The following is an 18,099-nucleotide window of genomic DNA, read 5'->3' as shown; positions in this document are numbered from 1 at the left end:
CTTTTGGGGTGGGTAATTTTCTGACTACAAAAACAACCATTTTAATTTAAGGCCACAATGGTCTTAGTTCATAACGTTGCCTCTAACGTCCCTTATAGCATTATGTAGCGCCCCGCAGATGCCACAAACACTGTTAATAAGCCAAGCGCTAAGTTCAGCAATATCATTTTCCTAATAACATTTAAGTTGCTCGCTGCTTTTGACCAGTCTTCTAGGCCGACGGCGGCTTTTAAGCGTTTAAAAGGGGCGAAATAAACATGCATAAATATTGCCGTCATGATGTAACCCAAGAGCATCATAATGTGAATGTGTTTACCCACGTTGGCTAGTCCTCCTAATTGAGCAATCATAAAATGTCCACTGACAATCAATAGGATAATAGCGAGCCAGACCCAGTTAAAAAACTTTTTGAACACTTTAACCCAGAGGGTTAATCTTTGTGGGGGCTCTAATATATCGGCAGCGGCTGGTCTTAAAAAGGAATAGGCAAAAAACATTCCTCCAACCCAAATTGTGGCGGCTAATATATGGAGGCTAATGGCGATAAACATAGGAAACCTTAAATTTATTAAAAATACTCATCGAATCTAACATTCCTAATCAGTTGAGCCAATCTATCTTCTCGTTCTAGTCGAAGTACCCTGAACTATTTATAGCCGACACTCCATTGAAGGGGGGGATTTTTATCTTTTCCTCTGTGCCATTGGTGAGCTATGTGGTTAATCATCTTTTGCATTTATTTATTCACTTTTAGGTAACGGGCTTGTGGCCTTGCGGTGAGCCAAACTACTTTTAACTAACAATCTAGCGGTTTCTTGGTAGGCATGTACAAAATCAGTGATACCAATACCCTGTAGAGATTTTTTCTCGGCTAGACTGGAAATTTTAACTATCACCTGAGCCGAAGGGTCGTAATTCAATACTGCTTGGCAAATTATTTTTTTACTCAATAAAGTGTTAACTGTAATAATGACACTGGCGGCTTGCTCTACTTTTAAAGACTCTAATACCGGCCGCTTGTCTAGGTGTCCAAAATACGCCTGAAACCCTCGTTCTCTTGCTAATAAAACATGTTTGAGGTTGTCAGAAATAATCACAAAATTGATATCTTTTTCAGCTAATTTTTTAGCGACAATTCGACCTGCAATAGCAAAACCACAAATCACTGTATGCTGACTGACATTAATTGGCGCAATCCTATCTGACTCATAAAATTCTTTGCCAAAATAAGATGCAAGGGTATAAATATTATTCACCATGAAGGGGGTGACTATCATGGATAACACTGTGACCAATATCAAAAAACTGCCTAATTCTGGCGACACCAAACCTTGGTTTAATGCTAATGAGAATATAGCAAAGGAGAATTCCCCTACTTGGCACAAGGCAATGGCCGATTTAACTGAATCATTTTTATTGGATTTTCTGCGAATTAACACAAAAATAATGAGTGCTTTTATCAGCATTATGAGTGCTAATACTGCGACTACCCAAAAGAACTGCTGGTAAAAATAAACAATATCTATTTTAGTGCCGATGGAAAAAAAGAATGCGCCAAGTAGTAAATCTTTATATGAGGCGATGTCTGACTCAACTTTTACATGGTAGTTGGTTTCGGCAATGATCATACCAGCAATAAATGCGCCTAATGAATAGGTGAACCCCATTTCGTGGGCTAGCATAGATGCCCCAATGACTATGCTTAATACTGAGCCTAAAAATAATTCTTCTAATTTGGCATTGGTAGAAAAATGCAACAGCCACTCGATAAGTTTTTTACCTAGAGTGAACATAAACACAATCACCAAAGTGGCTGATACTAGAGTGTTCAGCAACACATCGCCTAAAGACAGTTGGTCATTGGCCAAAAAGCTGATCAGTAACAAAATAGGTATCACAGCCAAATCTTGAAAGATTAATATCGCCACAGACTTCTCACCATAAGGGGTGAGTACATCTTTCGATTTTTTTAAGTAACTTAAAACAATGGCGGTAGACGATAAACTGAAGGCTAGGGCAATAATCGCAGAGGCTGTCATGCCTTGTGAAAATACATAATGGGTCACCAAAAAGATAACTAATGCACTCCCTAGGACTTGCACCAAACCGTTAAAAAATACGATTTCTTTCATCTTTTTAAGTTTACTAAATGACAATTCTAGTCCAATTGTAAACATCAAAAAGACAATGCCGAATTCACCAATTAAATCTAACGAATGTAAATTTTTACTACCATTAAAATCAAACAAGTTGCTAATGATAGTACCGGTAATGATGTATCCGATAATGTGCGACACTGAAAGCTTTTTCAGCACAATGTTCAACACAGTGGCAATGCCCAGTGAGATAAAAATGATCAGTAAAATAGAATCCATTTAACGGTCCAAATAGAGTAAATATAGAAAGTGAGTAAAAATAAAAAGTGTTAGAGTCACTTTATGTGGATTGCTAGCTATGTAAGGCTTCTACATCATAAAAAAATAACCTATAAATAAAAACTACTTATCCCGAATTAGGGGTATTTTCTGAATTAGTGATAACTCACGGTAAATTCACTGACCAATTGTTGTAATTTATTCGCTGTGGTATCAACTTGGGTTGAGCTATTGGCTAATCCTTGAATAACAATAGCCATTCTTTCAGTAACGTCAGTTACTTCATTAACTGTATGGCCATTTTTAGCACTGTTTTGTTCAATTATACTGATGGTTTCAAATAGTTTCTGCACCACTAAATGTAACTCGGTATTCTCATTTGAGTTTGCTTCGGTTAGTTTTAAACTTTGATCTACGTCTTCGACGCCCGATCCCATATATGCAACGGCTTGTTGGGTTTCATTTTGTAAACCTTGGATCATGTTTTGGATATCTGTGGCAGCGTTGGCGGTTCTTGCCGCTAAGTTTCTTACTTCGTCAGCTACAACCGAAAAGCCTCTACCATGCTCACCTGCGCGAGCAGCTTCTATAGCGGCATTTAAAGCTAGTAAATTAGTTTGGTTAGTTATGTCGGTAATGACCTTAATAATATTGCCAATATCGTTCATCCGAGAATCAAGCGATTGCACACTTTTTGCGGTGTTATCAACAATGTCACGTATTGCCTGTGTACCTGAACGTGCATCACTATAACTAACTTCTGCTTTGGCGACTACGTCTGCCATAGTGACTTTCATTGTTTCAGCGGTTTTAGCTGCGTTTAATATCTCTTTACGTTGTATTTCAATCAAGTTTTGCATGTGCAGCATCGATTGGTGGACCTGATTAGAGCAAACTAAGGCATCTTGATTATGGATTAACATATTTTCGTTGGTTCGTTTTACATTGTGAGATGCATAAATCACTTGGCCGACTATTCCGTCTAAATTGTCGATAAAACTGTTGATCCAGCGACTCATATCTCCGGTTTCATCATGCTTAATCTGTTTAGCCTCAAGTCGCTGAGTTAAATTTCCGCCTCCTTCTGCAATAGTACGAATAACTGCTGCCATTTTATTTAGTTGGGTGGTTACCTTTTTGGTACCAATGCTTGAAAACATAAAGTAGCTTATCAAACCTACAGTTGCTGTAATGGCGCTGACCGTTATGGTGGAAAGGTCTGTGAAATGAAATAGGCTTGAATTTATTGCGACTATACTGCCCATTAAAAACAGATAAATTTTCATCAAACTAAGGTTAATAGAACGGCGCCGATAGACTTCCTCTAAATCTCCCTCACACATCATGCCCCATTTATCTAACGAGCCGGGTAAGCTAAAAGTGACGCCTTTACCAATAACCGGGATATGCCGATAATCAGAATAACCTGGGTATGTCACAAAGAGATTTTCACCATTTTTAATTGTTTCTCTGACTCCTGGGTGTAATTCACCTGTGGCCGGATCGGTAAAACGAATTTCAAACTCAGTGTGTTTGTTTATTTTGACCACACCAAAGTCGGTATTTACACCAGACTTTAGGTTTTCACCATGACTAAAAGTATCATCTTCAAATCGTGAACGAGATAGGGCGGTACCTGCAGAAATTGTTCTATCAAATTGTGACTCAACCATAAACAAATAATTATCACCGGACTCAGAGTAGATATGTCCCGCTTCTCGCTGAATAATATCCCCTATGACATCGTTAGGGACTCTGCCACATAAAAAACGATTGACGTTATTTTGCTGTTGTATCGGTAAATAAAACATTAGCGTCACTTCATCATGGAACTTTGAGCTAGAGGCACCTATTTCAATTGTTTCTTTATCAACATAAGGGCCATGTAAAAAATGCTCTAATTTTGCAGCTTGGCTGATTGCATTTTGTTGTTCATGTTTGCGACCAATTCTTGATTTATAGCTAGATGAGAGAACTTGGCCCATTTCATCAATAATGAACAATTCAGAAAAATCTGCGATTTCTTCACATTTACTATGTAAGCCAATCTGTATCAAATCTTCATGGCTATGCGTTAGCATCGAAGCAACTGCACCAAGATGATCCCAATGGTTATTTGTCCATAATTTCAACAACTGAACTCTTGTTGCTGCGATACCCTCAAATGTCTGCTCGATTATCGGATAAATACTTTTATTGGCATAACAAGAGCGACTAAGGGCTAACTTGCCATTTTGGCCAAACCACGGCAACCAAGAACGCTCTTTTGAACTAAGTTGCATAGAAGTGCTTTTTAAATACATGAAAGTGATACCTCATTAATTCACTATAACAGGTCTCACTAAAGGCAATAATTGCACCATATTGAAAAATATTTGAGACTTTTTTGATTGTATTAATTGAGTGCAATATTTAATAAGGTGGTAAATGATATTACTAGAAGTAATGTGAATTATTACAATCGAAAGAGCGTTCTTTAATTTATTTAAATTTTTTGATAAAAGAACAAAAAAGGCGATATGCAGAAACATATCGCCTATAAATTGAAATATTGATTAAGCTTAAGCTACTTAAACCTATTCGTTATCTATAGTTAGAAATGCTTTAAGAAATTCACACCAAAAGTACGAGGCGCTCCTTTCAAAAAGGTGTCAGGGGTTAATCCTGTTGTTGGAAAGAAGCCTACATTATAATCTTCGTCGGTTAAATTTCTTACCCATAGCGCAACTTCCCAATCAGCCGATTCTAAGGCAACTCGAGCGTTCATAATGGAATATGAGTCTACTTGATCATTGTTTTCGATAGTCTGGAAGTGCTCGCCTGTACTACTGGCGTCAATTTGAGAACGTAAGCTAAAGTTATCATTGATTGGTGTTGCGTAAACTACCGCAATATTCCAAGAAACATCAGGTGAAAAGGGTAAGTCATTACCTTCTATAGTTGCGTCTTCACCTTGAAAGTTATCGATTTCAGAATTAATCAAAGCTGCACCTGCTTTTATATTTAATCCATCAATAGGGCTTAAGGTTAAGGCAAGTTCGGCGCCCTGAATAGTTGCGTCAGATACGTTTGCACGAACATTAGTACTGGCTCCAGCCACTATTAATTTAGCGGTAGACTGATAATCGGAAAAATCATAATAAAATAGGTTAGCTTCAGCAGAAACCAAACCATTCTTTGAACGATATTTAGAGCCGACTTCATAAGCAATGACGGTCTCTGAATCAATCGGGAGGGCTTCTTGTGCCGACAGTATAGTCGAGCCGTCGAAGCCACCTGCTTTATAACCTGTACTAACAGTACCGTATAGTCGCCATTGTTTTGCAGGTGTAAATATACTACTGATTTTCCAGGTTACTTTGCTGTCATCGAGAGATTCATCAAATACTAGTGGTGATGCAGGATCAATAGGCACGCCTATATACACTTGTCCTGCAGGGAAAAAGCTTGGTGGCGTACCATAAACCCCATAGGGGTCATTGTTTTGGGTTTGCCCTGTGAATGTCACTTCGTCAGACGAATAACGTAAACCAGCCTCTAACGTAAACCAATCTACAGGTGTCCAGTCAGATGAAGCAAAAATCCCTAAAGAATCGCGCTCTTGAATATAGTCTGTTTGTACATCGGTTTGCCATAAACCAGAGTTTAAGAATAATAAATTAGTCCCAAAATCGATTTTATCTTGCAGGCTAAAAGCACCGACTAACCAACTAGCGTTATTTGAGTATTGTCCCGCTAGGCGAGCTTCAACAGTAAATTGCGAAAAATCGTTATTAAATAAATAATCGGCAACTGCAAATGGCAGGTTGTCTGAGGTTGTATAATCACGATCAAGTGACTCGTAACCGATTAGAACGGTTGCTGTAGTATCACCTGAAAATTCATGGTCAATCTGCAGGTTGGCTCCAACTTGTTCAGAATCCAACTTAGGTAACATATTAGAATAAACCGTAAAGGGGTCGTTATCTAAGGCATTAGCAAAATCAATGAGTGCCGGATCTTGTGGGTCAAGAAAGAATGCTGTTGAGCTTGCATACTCGGCCCAATTGTCGGCAGTAACATCGGGTATCGCTAATTCAGATTTATCTTGTCCTAAGGTTAGTTTTGCAGTGACAAGCGTAGCGTCTGATACACTCCATTCAGCGGTTACACGAGCGGAAGCGCGATCAGCACCGCCCCAACTGCCTTGTGCTGCTACATTTTCTTGTGGCGTGATTGTATCTGGTGCGTAAGAATAATCAGTTCCAGGACCTGTGCCTAAATGCTCGTAAAAGCCATTTGAAGATCCATACATGGCCGCAACTCGAACTAGAAAATCCTCAGAAATAGGAAGGTCAACAGCTCCTTCCCCACGAAATGTGCCGAAGTTACCTATATCTAGGTCTAGATAACCGCCAAAATCAATATCGGGGCGTTTGCTGATAATATTAACTGCACCTGCGGTAGCGTTACGTCCGTATAAGGTGCCTTGTGGGCCTTTTAATACTTCAACTCTCGCAATATCGAAGTACTGACCGTTTAACAAGCCATTAGTACCTTGATAAATACCATTCACGTGAATAGCGGCTGATGAAGAACCGTTTGGATTAAAATCATCATCACCAACACCACGGATAGTTATACGTGGCGAAGACGCGCCTGCATAGGTTTCACTATAAATCACTCCAGGAGTATTTAAGGCTAATGATTTGGCATCACCTGTACCATTGGCTCTAAGTTCAGCTGTGCTGAGTACGTTTACAACACCTGGAATATCCTGAATTGATTCGGTCTTTTTACGAGCAGTAACTGTAATGACATCTATATTATCGGCTTCTACATTTGATGTTTGCGCATAAGCTTGTGATGTGAAAATTGTTAGTCCAGAGGTAGCAATAAATGCACCCGTAACCGCTAAGTTAATAGCCTTTTTTTTAAAATGATTATTTTTAATTTCGTACGTAGACATAAATTTTCCAAAATTGATGTATATCGAGAACCGATATTTAAGGCGCTTGAGTGAAATTCAATAATATCATCAGGCAAATTTAAGGCGAGAAAATTTTGTCTAGAAATTAAATATTTAATATAAAAATAAGATTGGTTTTTGTGTATAGAATACTGACATATTGTAGATGGAAGTGATTGAAATACTAAGGCTGGAATTATGGTAACTGTAATGAGGTTGATTTTAAAACCAACCTCATCACCATAATCAATAATTCAATTGTAAATTATCGTTACTTTATACGTTCTGTGTTGCTTTGAATAAACGGATTTTTCTTCTCTTTGAAGCAGTCATTCCTACTAGCCCTAAACTAAATAAGGCTAATAAAGCTGGCTCTGAGACTTTGGCCGCTTCAACATTAGCATTAGTAACGCGGTATCCACTATCTCCAGATACATAGTTGGCTAGGGTATCACCAAAAACCCAGTTCACACCATAAGCGACATTAGTGCCAATTTCTCTTGGAGCACCTGTTCCTAGTCCCCCCCAACTGGCAGTTAACTCAGCAATTGTTGGTGCTTGTATTACAAAGTTAGCCAAGTCTGCAAAGGTTAAACCAATTCCGGAATTTGGCAGCCAAGGTGTAGAACTATTTTCATATATTTTTGCTACTTTATCGCTTAAATCAGCAAAAGATAAATCATAACCATCGTTATAAAGTGGTTGAAATGCGCCATTTGAAGGCTCATTCGCTACCACCGCAAAATTACCTGCGCCATCTGTTATCCATAAATTAAAATATGGTGCAACGTTCGGGCCTGTTCCAGGACCAAATCGAGATGGATCATCTAGGCGTTCAATACTCAAGCTGGTAATTTCACCAATAGTTGAACCATTAATATCATTTGATCCTAGGGCCGCTTTATCGCCACCACCATCAATTATAAATTCCGTGACCGCACCACTGATATTTATGGTTGGGGTATTGCGAATTTCAAATGCAACAAAGTCAGCGCTTGCTGGTGCTGCAATCGAAAAAAGCCCTAATCCAGCAATTACACTGAAGGAAATAGCTCTTACATTGTTTTTATTTATCAATTTTTTCATTAAAAACTCCATTTATTAAAATGTTAAGTTGGACTTTATTATTATGCTTATTTCAAATTTGCATTTTGAAACAAAGCATATTTCAGACCAAATGTTAAATTATGCTTGTAAATCAATGGATTAGAAAAGTAATATTAATAAGTTCACTATTTAGAACCTGAAACTGTAAAAAATACAGACACTTTATTGCGAAAATCAGATCAAACCTGTTACTTAAAATAAGTAAGACTGTAGGAGCTGGATCCTTAAATTGCTCCAAATTACTTTCGCTGTCTATTTCATTAGGGGCGCCTTGAAGTAATCAATGACTGAGCCTTATAGGATAAAATAGAGTTATACTAACCTTGTATCTGGACGCACTAGGTCCCCGGATGTCCTTCAAACTCAACTAGACTATTGAGAAATGGAATTTTACTATTACCTTTACTTCTTCACTCCGGTAAGTTTATTAAAAGGTAATATTAGAATTGGAAGCAATGGGAATATTTTCTTTTCTTGAGTAACTATGAAAACACAAAATGCTTACAATGCCATCTTGAATGGCAATATCCTTATTACTACTGTTGTTGGTATTATTAATAGGGACAATACTCGAAAGGTATTTAACCAACTTAAAGTGCAGATCCCGCAATTAGATGGTGCGCCATGGGGTAATTTAGTTGATGTTCGGCAATGGGGGCTGAGTTCTGCCGATATCAATGACAGCCTTGTGGATCTAGAATTATGGGTAAGAAAACATGGACGAACTCATCTGGTGTTTGTAATGGGAACTGAAAACGCCGGGATAAAGAAATTTACGCTAGAACAATACCTAGGTAACAATTTGCAAAAAGAAAAAGTCAAGTTAGTAGAGACTAAATCTGAAGCGCTAACTTGGTTAGGTAAAAGTGGGTTTCATCTGGCGATTGATAATTAGTTTTCAAAGTTTCTATGGAATATACAGTAGGGTTAAAAAAAAAGTTTGATATAAACCTCAGCTGCGTTTTTTAGTCGATTTTATCCCAAGTGCTTTGTTTCTGGCGTGTTGTTTTTGTTTACCTTTACTGCTTCTTTTGGCTGTTTGGTTTTGTTTAGTCAAATCGGGTTCATAACCTGGTAGCCATTGTGGTAACAATACACTGTCGAGTACTTTCTCAACTGCTTCTAACAAGCCTTTTTCACTTGGACTCATCAGAGATATGGCTAACCCTGCATTTCCGGCTCGGCCTGTTCTACCTATGCGGTGTATATAATCTTCGGCAACGTAGGGTAATTCGTAATTGATCACGTATTTTAAATCAATGATGTCGATGCCTCTTGCTGCTACATCAGTTGCTACTAGGGCTCTGATTTTACCTTGTTTAAATTCTGCCAGTACCCTTTCTCTGGCACCTTGTGATTTATCACCGTGAATAGATTGGGTTTGAATGCCGTCTTTGCACATTTCTTTGGCTAGCTCATCTGCAGTTTGTTTGGTGCGAGTAAAAATTAATACTTGCTTCCAGTTTTTTGAACCTATCAGAAAAGACGTGAGTTCTCGTTTTCGATCTCTATCGACCGTATATACCAGTTGTTCAACCTGGGAAGCTGCGGCATTGCGATCATTGACTTCGATAAGAACGGGGTTATTAAGTAAAGTTTTACTCAATTTAAAAATAGTCTCATCAAATGTTGCTGAAAATAATAAGGTCTGTCGTTTGTTGGGTACTCGACTTAAAATACGGTTGATTTCATCTTTAAAGCCCATGTCTAACATACGATCGGCTTCATCAAAAACAATGGTTTGAAGCTGGCTTAAATCGACGCTTCCTTTTGTCATATGATCTAACAATCGCCCAGGTGTTGCGATTAGAATATCCGCGCCTTTTTCAATTGCGGATATTTGTGGGTTGATGCTGACACCACCGTATGCAACAGCAAGGTTCAGTTGAGTATTTTCAGCATATCTCAGAAAACTTTTATACACCTGCTGGGCAAGTTCTCTTGTGGGTGTTAATACTAAAGCACGGATAGGCCTAGGAGCATCGGTATATTTAATTAGCTGTTGTAGTATCGGTAGTGCAAAAGCTGCGGTTTTTCCGGTACCTGTTTGAGCACCAGCCATAATATCTTTACCCTCAAGAATGGCAGGGATAGCTTGTTGTTGTATCGGTGTGGGTGCTGTGTATCCCAATGTTTTGACTGCATCAGTTAGGGATTTATCTAGGGCTAACGAAGAAAAATTCATATTAGGTTGTTACTTTTTGATTAGTTGTTATCTTTATAACATTCCAGCTATATGGCTCAAAGATTAAAGGCGTTTTACCTTGGTCATCATGCTGCATACCGAAGAGTAATCCAAATATGGGTAATAAATAACCTTATAATTTGTTATCGGCTTGTTGAATCATTTCATCCAAAATTACAAAAATTTACAGAAATGTATGTGTGCTCAGGCTATATTAATAATCACCGTATAATGAAGAATGTAATTTAAATGATTTATTTAATTAATTTGACAAATAAAATCAATTTTAACTTATCACAGAGCAATCTATTCTCTATTAGAAAAATGATTAATCTTCATTTAATTCTTTGCATTTTAGCAACTACTTTAGGGTGTAATAGTTCTAATGAAAAGGAGGTAGTTGAAAATATATCACCTGATAATACTTCGGCCCTTACGTCATCAGACCTTACTTTATTTCAAAGTGCCAAAACAAAATGGGATAGTCAATCAGGACAATTCTATACCATCCAAAGTCAACGTTATTGTGAATGTGAGGACGAAGTGTCAGCACAAATGAAAATTAGCGTATCAGACAATTTGGTAATGACCGCATTTAATATAGATTCAAATGAAGTTATATCAAAAGAAGTACAACAACAAATACAAACAGTTGATAGTTTGTTTGCCATGATTGAAAAAGCCATAGCAGACGGCACTTCGATTGAAGTTATTTATAATGAAGAATTTGGTTATCCGGAAACGGCAAAAATAGACCTTGAACAACTCGCTGTTGATGGCGGTCTGTTCATTCAGTTGTCAAATTTAGAGGTAAAAGACTCGGTATTGGCACTGGATGACATAATCTGGAAACTAGAGTCGTTCGACAGTATCGCTGGTCCTCAACCTATTATAGACAATACTAATATTTCGTTGTCGATTGATATGGAGAATATGCAACTACATGGCATAGGTGGCTGTAATAGTTATAGTGCTGATTTTATCCTGGACGATAAAACTAACGACATGACTATTTCAAATGTCATCAGTACCGACAAAGCATGTAGTGAACCAGAAAATATCATGCAACAAGAAATGAGTTATTTTGCCACACTGCAACAAATTAGATTTTTTACGTTATACGACACAACCATAAATATGGTCGTAGGTGGTGATTCAGGCTTACATTTTGTAGTCGAGAAAAATTTTGATAAAGAAGCAGAAATTGAAAGTCCTTCAAATGAACTGGTTTTATTACAAAGTGCGAAAGCAAAATGGGACAGTCAATCAGGACAATATTATACGATCCAAAGTCAGCGCTATTGTGAATGTGAGGATGAGGTGTCTGCACAAATGGAAATTAGCGTATTAGACAATTCAGTATTATCAGCATTTGATGCAGTTTCTGGAGACGCTATATCAAAAGAAACCCAACAAGAGATACTATCTGTTGATAGTTTGTTTGCCTTAATTGAAAAAGCGATTGCTGACGGCATTTCAATCGAAGTCATTTATAACCAAGAATATGGTTATCCTGAATCGACAAAAATTGACCTTGAACAAATCCCTGTTGATGGTGGTTTGTTTATTCAGTTGTCAAATTTTGAGATAAAAGACTCGGTATTGGCACTGGATGACGTAACTTGGGTTTTAGAGTCGTTCGACAGTATTGCTGGTCCACGACCCATTATAGAAAACACTAGTATTTCCTTGGCTTTTGATATGCAGAATATGCAACTAAATGGAATAGGTGGCTGCAATAGCTACACTGCTGATTTTGTTCTAGATAATAAGAACCACGACATGACCATTTCGAATATTATCAGTACCGAAAAGGCATGTAGTGAGCCAGAAAATATCATGCAACAAGAGATGAGTTATTTTGCTACATTGCAACAAATCCGCTTCTTTTTCTTATATGACACGACCTTAAACATGTCAGTAGGCGGTGATTCAGGCTTGCATTTTGTAGCCTTAAAAGCAACATCAATTGCCCTTACTGAAGAGCAATAGTCGCCATTTTCATGGTGCTTTCAAATGATTCTGCACCTGCTATGAATAACCCGTTATGACAAAACATGGCATCATCAATGCCAGTCACTTCTTGCAGGTCTTTATCGGATAATCCCGCCCATTCTTTGGGTAGCGGCTTTCTGTCTTCAAATGAACCAGGTTCAACGGGTACTGTTTGAATTCGCCATTGGCCGGTCTGAGATGGATAAATCATATATAAAGCCTTATCAGATAAAGCGTGAACGGTTCTTTTCCAGGGGATGTATTTTTCTAATACTATCACTCTTGGATCTTGAGCATTTTCAATCGCTTTAGCTACTATGGATTTTGCACTAATACCGCCATTAGCAGCCGCAATGAATCGAGTTAAAACCCGTAATGCAAAATCGACCGCTTCATCAAAACAGCTATCAAAGTGGCTGTCTTCTTGCCAAGTTGGATTAAACATTGAAATAGTTTGGCTAAGACTAATGCCGTCATAAATACCTTCAACATGACCACAATCGATGGCATCAATGGTTGATACTAGACCTGCATCCACAGCATTGGCGACGTCTTGGTTGCCCTCGCAAATATCTAAGCCATATTTTTGCCAAATTAGACCAAATGAGGAGTAGGGGATACCATTTTGTCGTGCACCGGCACCACCACGTTGGTGATGGTCAAAGCGGCCAGCTTCTGGGTCATATTCACCGCCTACATCTATCACTATGTCTGCTTTGGCGATAACCTTTAAATCACGGGTACGTATAAGTGTAAAAGATGGGAAAATGGTTTTTAGTGCAGCGATACTGAAAACATCATCCGCATGAAAATTACCGTTGTGAGTTACTATAGTTTTATCATTCATTTTTATTGTTTCATTTTAGAAAGGGATAGGAAGGTGTCGATAGATAAACGATAAATATTGAAATATTGAAATATTTAACCAGTAAAAATCACGTCGCGGATTCTATAGGAAAATGACTAATAAAATAACAAGAAATACTAATTGTTGCTTTTTATATGAGAGATCATCAACAAACTCTTCATCATAGACTTTTCAGGAACTGGCATTATTAACATCCGTGCAACGCTGCTTGAGTACTTTAAAGTCTCCCATTGCGGTTATTCAAAACGCATATTTGAGTTGGCCGACCTGATCTCTGACAGTTCTGTTATAGTAATTACCAGTAGCTAGTTTGCCGCAGTTATTGGATTTCCTAAACTTAGCACATTCAGGTGATCAACAATCCCCTCTCTTGAACATTGGAAAACTGCTCGTCAACTGGCAAGATAACAATAATAGACACAAAATTAGTCCCAACTCAGTAGGCAGGGAAGGTCATAATTTTTTGATTATTGAGTTAAGCCATCTAAGGTGGAAGTAATGAAAGTATTTAAATATTGTTTAACCGTTATTGTACTTACCAGTTTAGTTTCATGTTCAAGTCTGGATGTGAACCTACCAAGTTACGACGAATTATTAAAAGCACAAACTGAACAAGACGGCAGAGCCTGTGTACGTCAGTATAATATTCGAGGCTATGGCATGCTCGATGATGATGTCATTAGCATTAGTGCTAGCGGCAAAAATCGTCATTATTTAGTCACAACTTTGTTTCAATGCCATTCGTTACAAACAAGCTTTGCTGCGGGTTTTAAGGGGGACTTCTCTGAACTATGTGGTGGCGGGCGCGATAAAATTCTGACTTCTGAAGAATCTTGCCCAATAAAAAGTATTTTCGAATTTAAGTCACGAGAAGAGGCTTTTGCTACCTTTGAAAAGGTTGACAAAATTCGCCTAGACTTAAAAACAGCGGCGAAAGAAACAGCTAAAGAACAAGCTTCTTCAAAAAATGATAACACTGCCGACTTATAGGGGCGTACATGGCCCCTTACTCATCGATTCTACACAATTAAGTCGTTAAAAATAAAGCTCAGTAATAATCTATTCAATGATAAACGATTCAATGGCTCCGCGTTTTTGCATAGTTACAAATACTTGTTTGTTATTATCACCACCAAATGCAACATTGGTTGGAAATTTACCTTTGAGGTTAATTTCCCGCAATAGCTTTCCTTCGGCAGAAACCACAGCAATCACACCTTTTCCATAACGTGCAATATATAGGTTTCCTTGCTGGTCGGTTCTCATTCCGTCTAAGCCAAAATCAGGGAAATTAATCAGCAATTTTTTATGGCTAATATTACCTTCACCGTCCAACTGGTATTGCCATACATTGCGTTGCGCACTCTCATTGACATATAAAACGCTATTATCAGGACTGACAGCAATGCCATTAGTTGTTCCCATATCGCTTTCTAATAATATCACTTGGCGATCTTTTCCGATCCGCCAAATATTTCCGTCACCCTTTGCCCAATTTGGATCACTAGCAAATATAATTCCTTGGTCAGTTATTGCAATATCATTAGGTTGATTCATTAAAGGGGAGTGCGCATAGACATTCACTTTGTTAATCAATGAGCCGCTTAATTTGTTAGTATTAACAATCAAAATATTATGATTTATATAATCTGCAATATACATATTGCCTTGCTTATCAAAACGGATGCCATTGCCAATGGAGTCATTGGGTAATTCTATAAATTGCGCTACTTTATTTTTACCGCTTACACGCCCAATAGTGCCATTTTTTTGGTAGTTGACTGCATATAGGCTGCCATCTAGAGCCACTGCCGGCCCTTCGATGCCCTGAGTAAAGACACCATCAGTTACCCAATCCATACTTTGATACAAGACTGTATCTTCTGTTGACTTCCCATTAGCGCAGCCAAACAGGCAAAACATGCTGATAAGCATCATTATTTTCATCGTAAACTCTCTTTGAAGGTTATAGTAAATATCGCATATTATTTATTTGCCACTTGGCAACTAGTCAACAATGTCTGGAATAACGGGATCGCCGCAATCACAGTTTCATTTTGTTGTTCTTGTCGTTGTTGCAATTGTTGACTCAGCTGGGCGAAAGTATGTTTAGGGTTTAACACCTTATTGCTACAAAACCCAACAATATGTTCTGCCGTATGATTAAACACTTCGACGTCTTTTATTAATGCTTTAAAGCTAGAAGATATAGAGCTTTGAATGACAATGCGGTTTAATATTATTTGGTTTTCTTGCCATGCTTTCACCTTAAGTTTTATGTTTGATAACACAGACTTGTTTCCTTTTTGATAAGCCTCAATAAAATTAGTTAATTCAATAATTTCGAAACTTTCAACCGCTAGAAAATCTACAAAATCATCCAGTGCAGCAAGTTGGTGGTATTGACCTAGCTGGTGTTTTATATGGTGCCGAGTATAATAATGCGCAGGTTCAATTAATTTCCCTAAGTGCATCAAAGCATGGATGTTTTCGTCAGTATTATGATCATTAAGTAGAGCCGAAAATCCTTTTCGCTGTTGTTCTTTATGTTTCAATCCTAGGATGATTTCAGAATATCTATCTATAAAAAATAGACGTTGGTACATGTTATCAAGGTTGTTTATTTGCGGCTTTGACCACAAGCGTTCGGCAATCACAAATAATCGTGGCCAGGTGCGTATGTCAATATTGTTTTGAGTGACCAATTCAGACCAAAGTGTCGCCTCTCCCCCTAAAATATTTTTTGTGTTGTTAGGTTTTAGTTGTGGAGCTAAGGGTACATTTTGTGGCGCTGGATTTTTTAATTCGTGAGCAATAAGTGGATAAAAAGCATTGCCAATAAACAGCCGGTTGTTCCTCGGCGTAGCGGTTGTTAATGTGTTATTTGTTAGACTCGTTTGAGAAGAAATAAAAGGCTTTGGAAAATCTAATTCAAAGCGTAATGGTCCCATCCAACTATCTAATGAGAAAACAAGTATTTTGCTGCTTAAAGTAGTTACAGGGGCATGGATTGATACCTTTTGAAAAGCGTTATCATTTAGTTTTAAATAGCCGCTTAATTGCCGATCCTTGTTGCCGTCTATCCTAGTGATTAGGGTGAAGTTCCCCTTAACTGCAGACCCTTTTAACCTTGGTATGGTTAATTCCCAAGTGCGATAATGAGTATTTTTGTCATCTCCAGTATTGGGTGAAATTGTGCTTTGGGAAGCTGATGCTTCAATATCAATATTAGTCTTCGGGTTATTACGATAATGGTAGGCACTGTATTGAGGTTGGTCGATATAAAACCCCGTTGATAACACGCCTTGATAACCACTATTAGCGAATTTATTCAACGACTCTAAACCTCGCCAAGATTGTATGACGATATCTTTAGGTAAATGTGGATGATAAATTTCGTCCCAACCCACCATTTTACGTTGGTACTTTGTTAATATATCCTGCACCTTGGCGTTAAAATAATGGTGTAAATCATCACTGTTGGCTAGGTTTTTATTCAGCATCAATCTCTTGATATTGTCGTTATTTAGCCATTGTTTAGGATTAACTTCATCCCCCCCAATGTGCATATAGTTATCAGGAAACAATAGGGTGAATTCAGCAACTAAATCTTCAATAAACTGATAGACCTTTGCATCACTCACATCAAGAACAGGTTCAAATACTCCCCATTGTCTTTCCATGGCATAGCTTTTTTTCTCTGCTATAAATTCAGGGTATGCGACAGCAATGGCGGATGCATGGCCTGGTACATCAAGTTCAGGCACAACACGAATGCCTAAGAGACTGGCATAAGCCACTACACCTTTAATTTCCTCATGGGTGTAATACAAATTGTCAGAAGCCATGAGATGCAATTTAGGGTAATGCTTTGACTCAATCCTCCAGCCCTGATCGTCATTTAAGTGCCAATGAAAAACGTTTAATTTAGCTGCGGCCATACCATCAAGTTGCCGTTTAATGTCAGATATAGGAATAAAATGACGAACACTATCAATTAACAAGCCTCGCCATCTATATTCAGGTTTATCTTCAATGAGTAACTGAGGTAACTCTAAAGTGGTTAAAACAGCTTTTAAGTGAGTATCAGACTTATGAACGTTTTCATCTGCAGCATAAATAAGTTGCACTAATGTAGTTAGGGCATGCATAACCCCAAATTCAGTATTTGTTTGGATAAATATTAATTCTTGGGAGATTGTTAATTGATAACTTTCATCGTCTCCTAAGCTTGGATGCCTATAATTAGCTCCTGACTGCTTTTGACTTGCCATTTTGTTTTGAACAATGATGGCAATATCTGCCTTTTCTTGACTGGCCACGATATTAAAATGTTTGAAATCAAAATATTCCAATCGACTAAGTTGAGTTGTTGAACCCGTTAACGCGGCTTGTTGCCGTTTATCACTCATGCCTTCAATATAAATATTCAGTTGCTGCTTGAAATAAAAATGCCCGGTTTTTAATGTCACTTTTTCTGGGCACGGCATTAATTGCAATAAACATACATTGTCTGCAACTTTGGCTTCTACCAAAAAAGGCAATAATACCAAAAACACACAAAGCTTAGTTATGAAAACACCTAACACTATTTTTCACCTCTCAAATTAAATGAATGCAA

At 37.9% G+C, this 18,099-nt stretch carries 12 protein-coding genes; 3 read left to right on the top strand and 9 right to left on the bottom strand.

Going from position 1 to position 18,099, the window contains the following annotated elements:
* Window positions 1-92 precede the first annotated feature (92 nt).
* The 5 genes from GARC_RS06145 to GARC_RS06125 form a co-directional block, all read right to left on the bottom strand.
* The gene (locus tag GARC_RS06145) at window positions 93-551 is read right to left on the bottom strand and encodes a CopD family protein (RefSeq protein ID WP_007617919.1); all 459 of its coding nucleotides are present in this window, start codon (window positions 549-551) and stop codon (window positions 93-95) included.
* A 189-nt stretch (window positions 552-740) separates the two neighbouring features.
* Complete coding sequence (locus GARC_RS06140; protein WP_007617917.1) at window positions 741-2,375, bottom strand: cation:proton antiporter domain-containing protein; 1,635 nt, start codon at window positions 2,373-2,375, stop codon at window positions 741-743.
* A 155-nt stretch (window positions 2,376-2,530) separates the two neighbouring features.
* Complete coding sequence (locus tag GARC_RS06135; protein WP_226989071.1) at window positions 2,531-4,657, bottom strand: methyl-accepting chemotaxis protein; 2,127 nt, start codon at window positions 4,655-4,657, stop codon at window positions 2,531-2,533.
* A 311-nt stretch (window positions 4,658-4,968) separates the two neighbouring features.
* A complete protein-coding gene (locus tag GARC_RS06130; protein WP_007617913.1) occupies window positions 4,969-7,323 on the bottom strand; it encodes a TonB-dependent receptor in 2,355 nt (784 codons plus the stop codon).
* Window positions 7,324-7,599: 276 nt separating this feature from the next.
* Window positions 7,600-8,409, bottom strand: a complete 810-nt coding sequence (locus GARC_RS06125) for a PEP-CTERM sorting domain-containing protein (protein WP_007617910.1) — start codon at window positions 8,407-8,409, stop codon at window positions 7,600-7,602.
* Window positions 8,410-8,914: 505 nt separating this feature from the next.
* Here GARC_RS06125 and GARC_RS06120 point away from each other — a divergent pair.
* Entirely contained in the window at window positions 8,915-9,325 is a 411-nt protein-coding gene (locus GARC_RS06120) for a hypothetical protein (RefSeq protein WP_007617908.1), read from the top strand.
* A gap of 57 nt (window positions 9,326-9,382) precedes the next feature.
* On the opposite strand, the gene GARC_RS06115 is transcribed toward GARC_RS06120, so the two are convergent.
* Window positions 9,383-10,615: a DEAD/DEAH box helicase gene (locus tag GARC_RS06115; protein ID WP_007617902.1), complete on the bottom strand. Its 1,233-nt coding sequence runs from the start codon at window positions 10,613-10,615 to the stop codon at window positions 9,383-9,385.
* 249 nt (window positions 10,616-10,864) lie between these two features.
* Here GARC_RS06115 and GARC_RS06110 point away from each other — a divergent pair, with 249 nt between their 5' ends.
* Window positions 10,865-12,607: a DUF6174 domain-containing protein gene (locus tag GARC_RS06110; protein WP_039988906.1), complete on the top strand. Its 1,743-nt coding sequence runs from the start codon at window positions 10,865-10,867 to the stop codon at window positions 12,605-12,607.
* Here GARC_RS06110 and GARC_RS06105 read toward each other — a convergent pair.
* Window positions 12,591-13,457 (bottom strand): MYG1 family protein, encoded by an 867-nt coding sequence (locus tag GARC_RS06105; RefSeq protein WP_007617900.1) that lies wholly within the window; start codon window positions 13,455-13,457, stop codon window positions 12,591-12,593. The two genes, GARC_RS06110 and GARC_RS06105, sit on opposite strands and share 17 nt — an antisense overlap.
* A 519-nt stretch (window positions 13,458-13,976) precedes the next feature.
* Between GARC_RS06105 and GARC_RS06100 the strand changes: the two genes are divergently transcribed.
* A complete protein-coding gene (locus tag GARC_RS06100; protein WP_007617899.1) occupies window positions 13,977-14,468 on the top strand; it encodes a DUF6491 family protein in 492 nt (163 codons plus the stop codon).
* Between the two features lie 69 nt (window positions 14,469-14,537).
* Here GARC_RS06100 and GARC_RS06095 read toward each other — a convergent pair whose 3' ends face one another.
* Window positions 14,538-15,425, bottom strand: a complete 888-nt coding sequence (locus GARC_RS06095; protein ID WP_007617897.1) for an SMP-30/gluconolactonase/LRE family protein — start codon at window positions 15,423-15,425, stop codon at window positions 14,538-14,540.
* A 38-nt stretch (window positions 15,426-15,463) separates the two neighbouring features.
* Window positions 15,464-18,067 carry a family 20 glycosylhydrolase gene (locus tag GARC_RS06090; protein WP_007617896.1) on the bottom strand — a complete coding sequence of 868 codons (2,604 nt, stop codon included), beginning with the start codon at window positions 18,065-18,067 and terminating at the stop codon, window positions 15,464-15,466.
* Window positions 18,068-18,099 lie beyond the last annotated feature (32 nt).

It is taken from the genome of Paraglaciecola arctica BSs20135, assembly GCF_000314995.1.
GTDB classification, from domain to species: domain Bacteria; phylum Pseudomonadota; class Gammaproteobacteria; order Enterobacterales; family Alteromonadaceae; genus Paraglaciecola; species Paraglaciecola arctica.
This window is presented reverse-complemented; position numbering and strand designations above follow the sequence as displayed.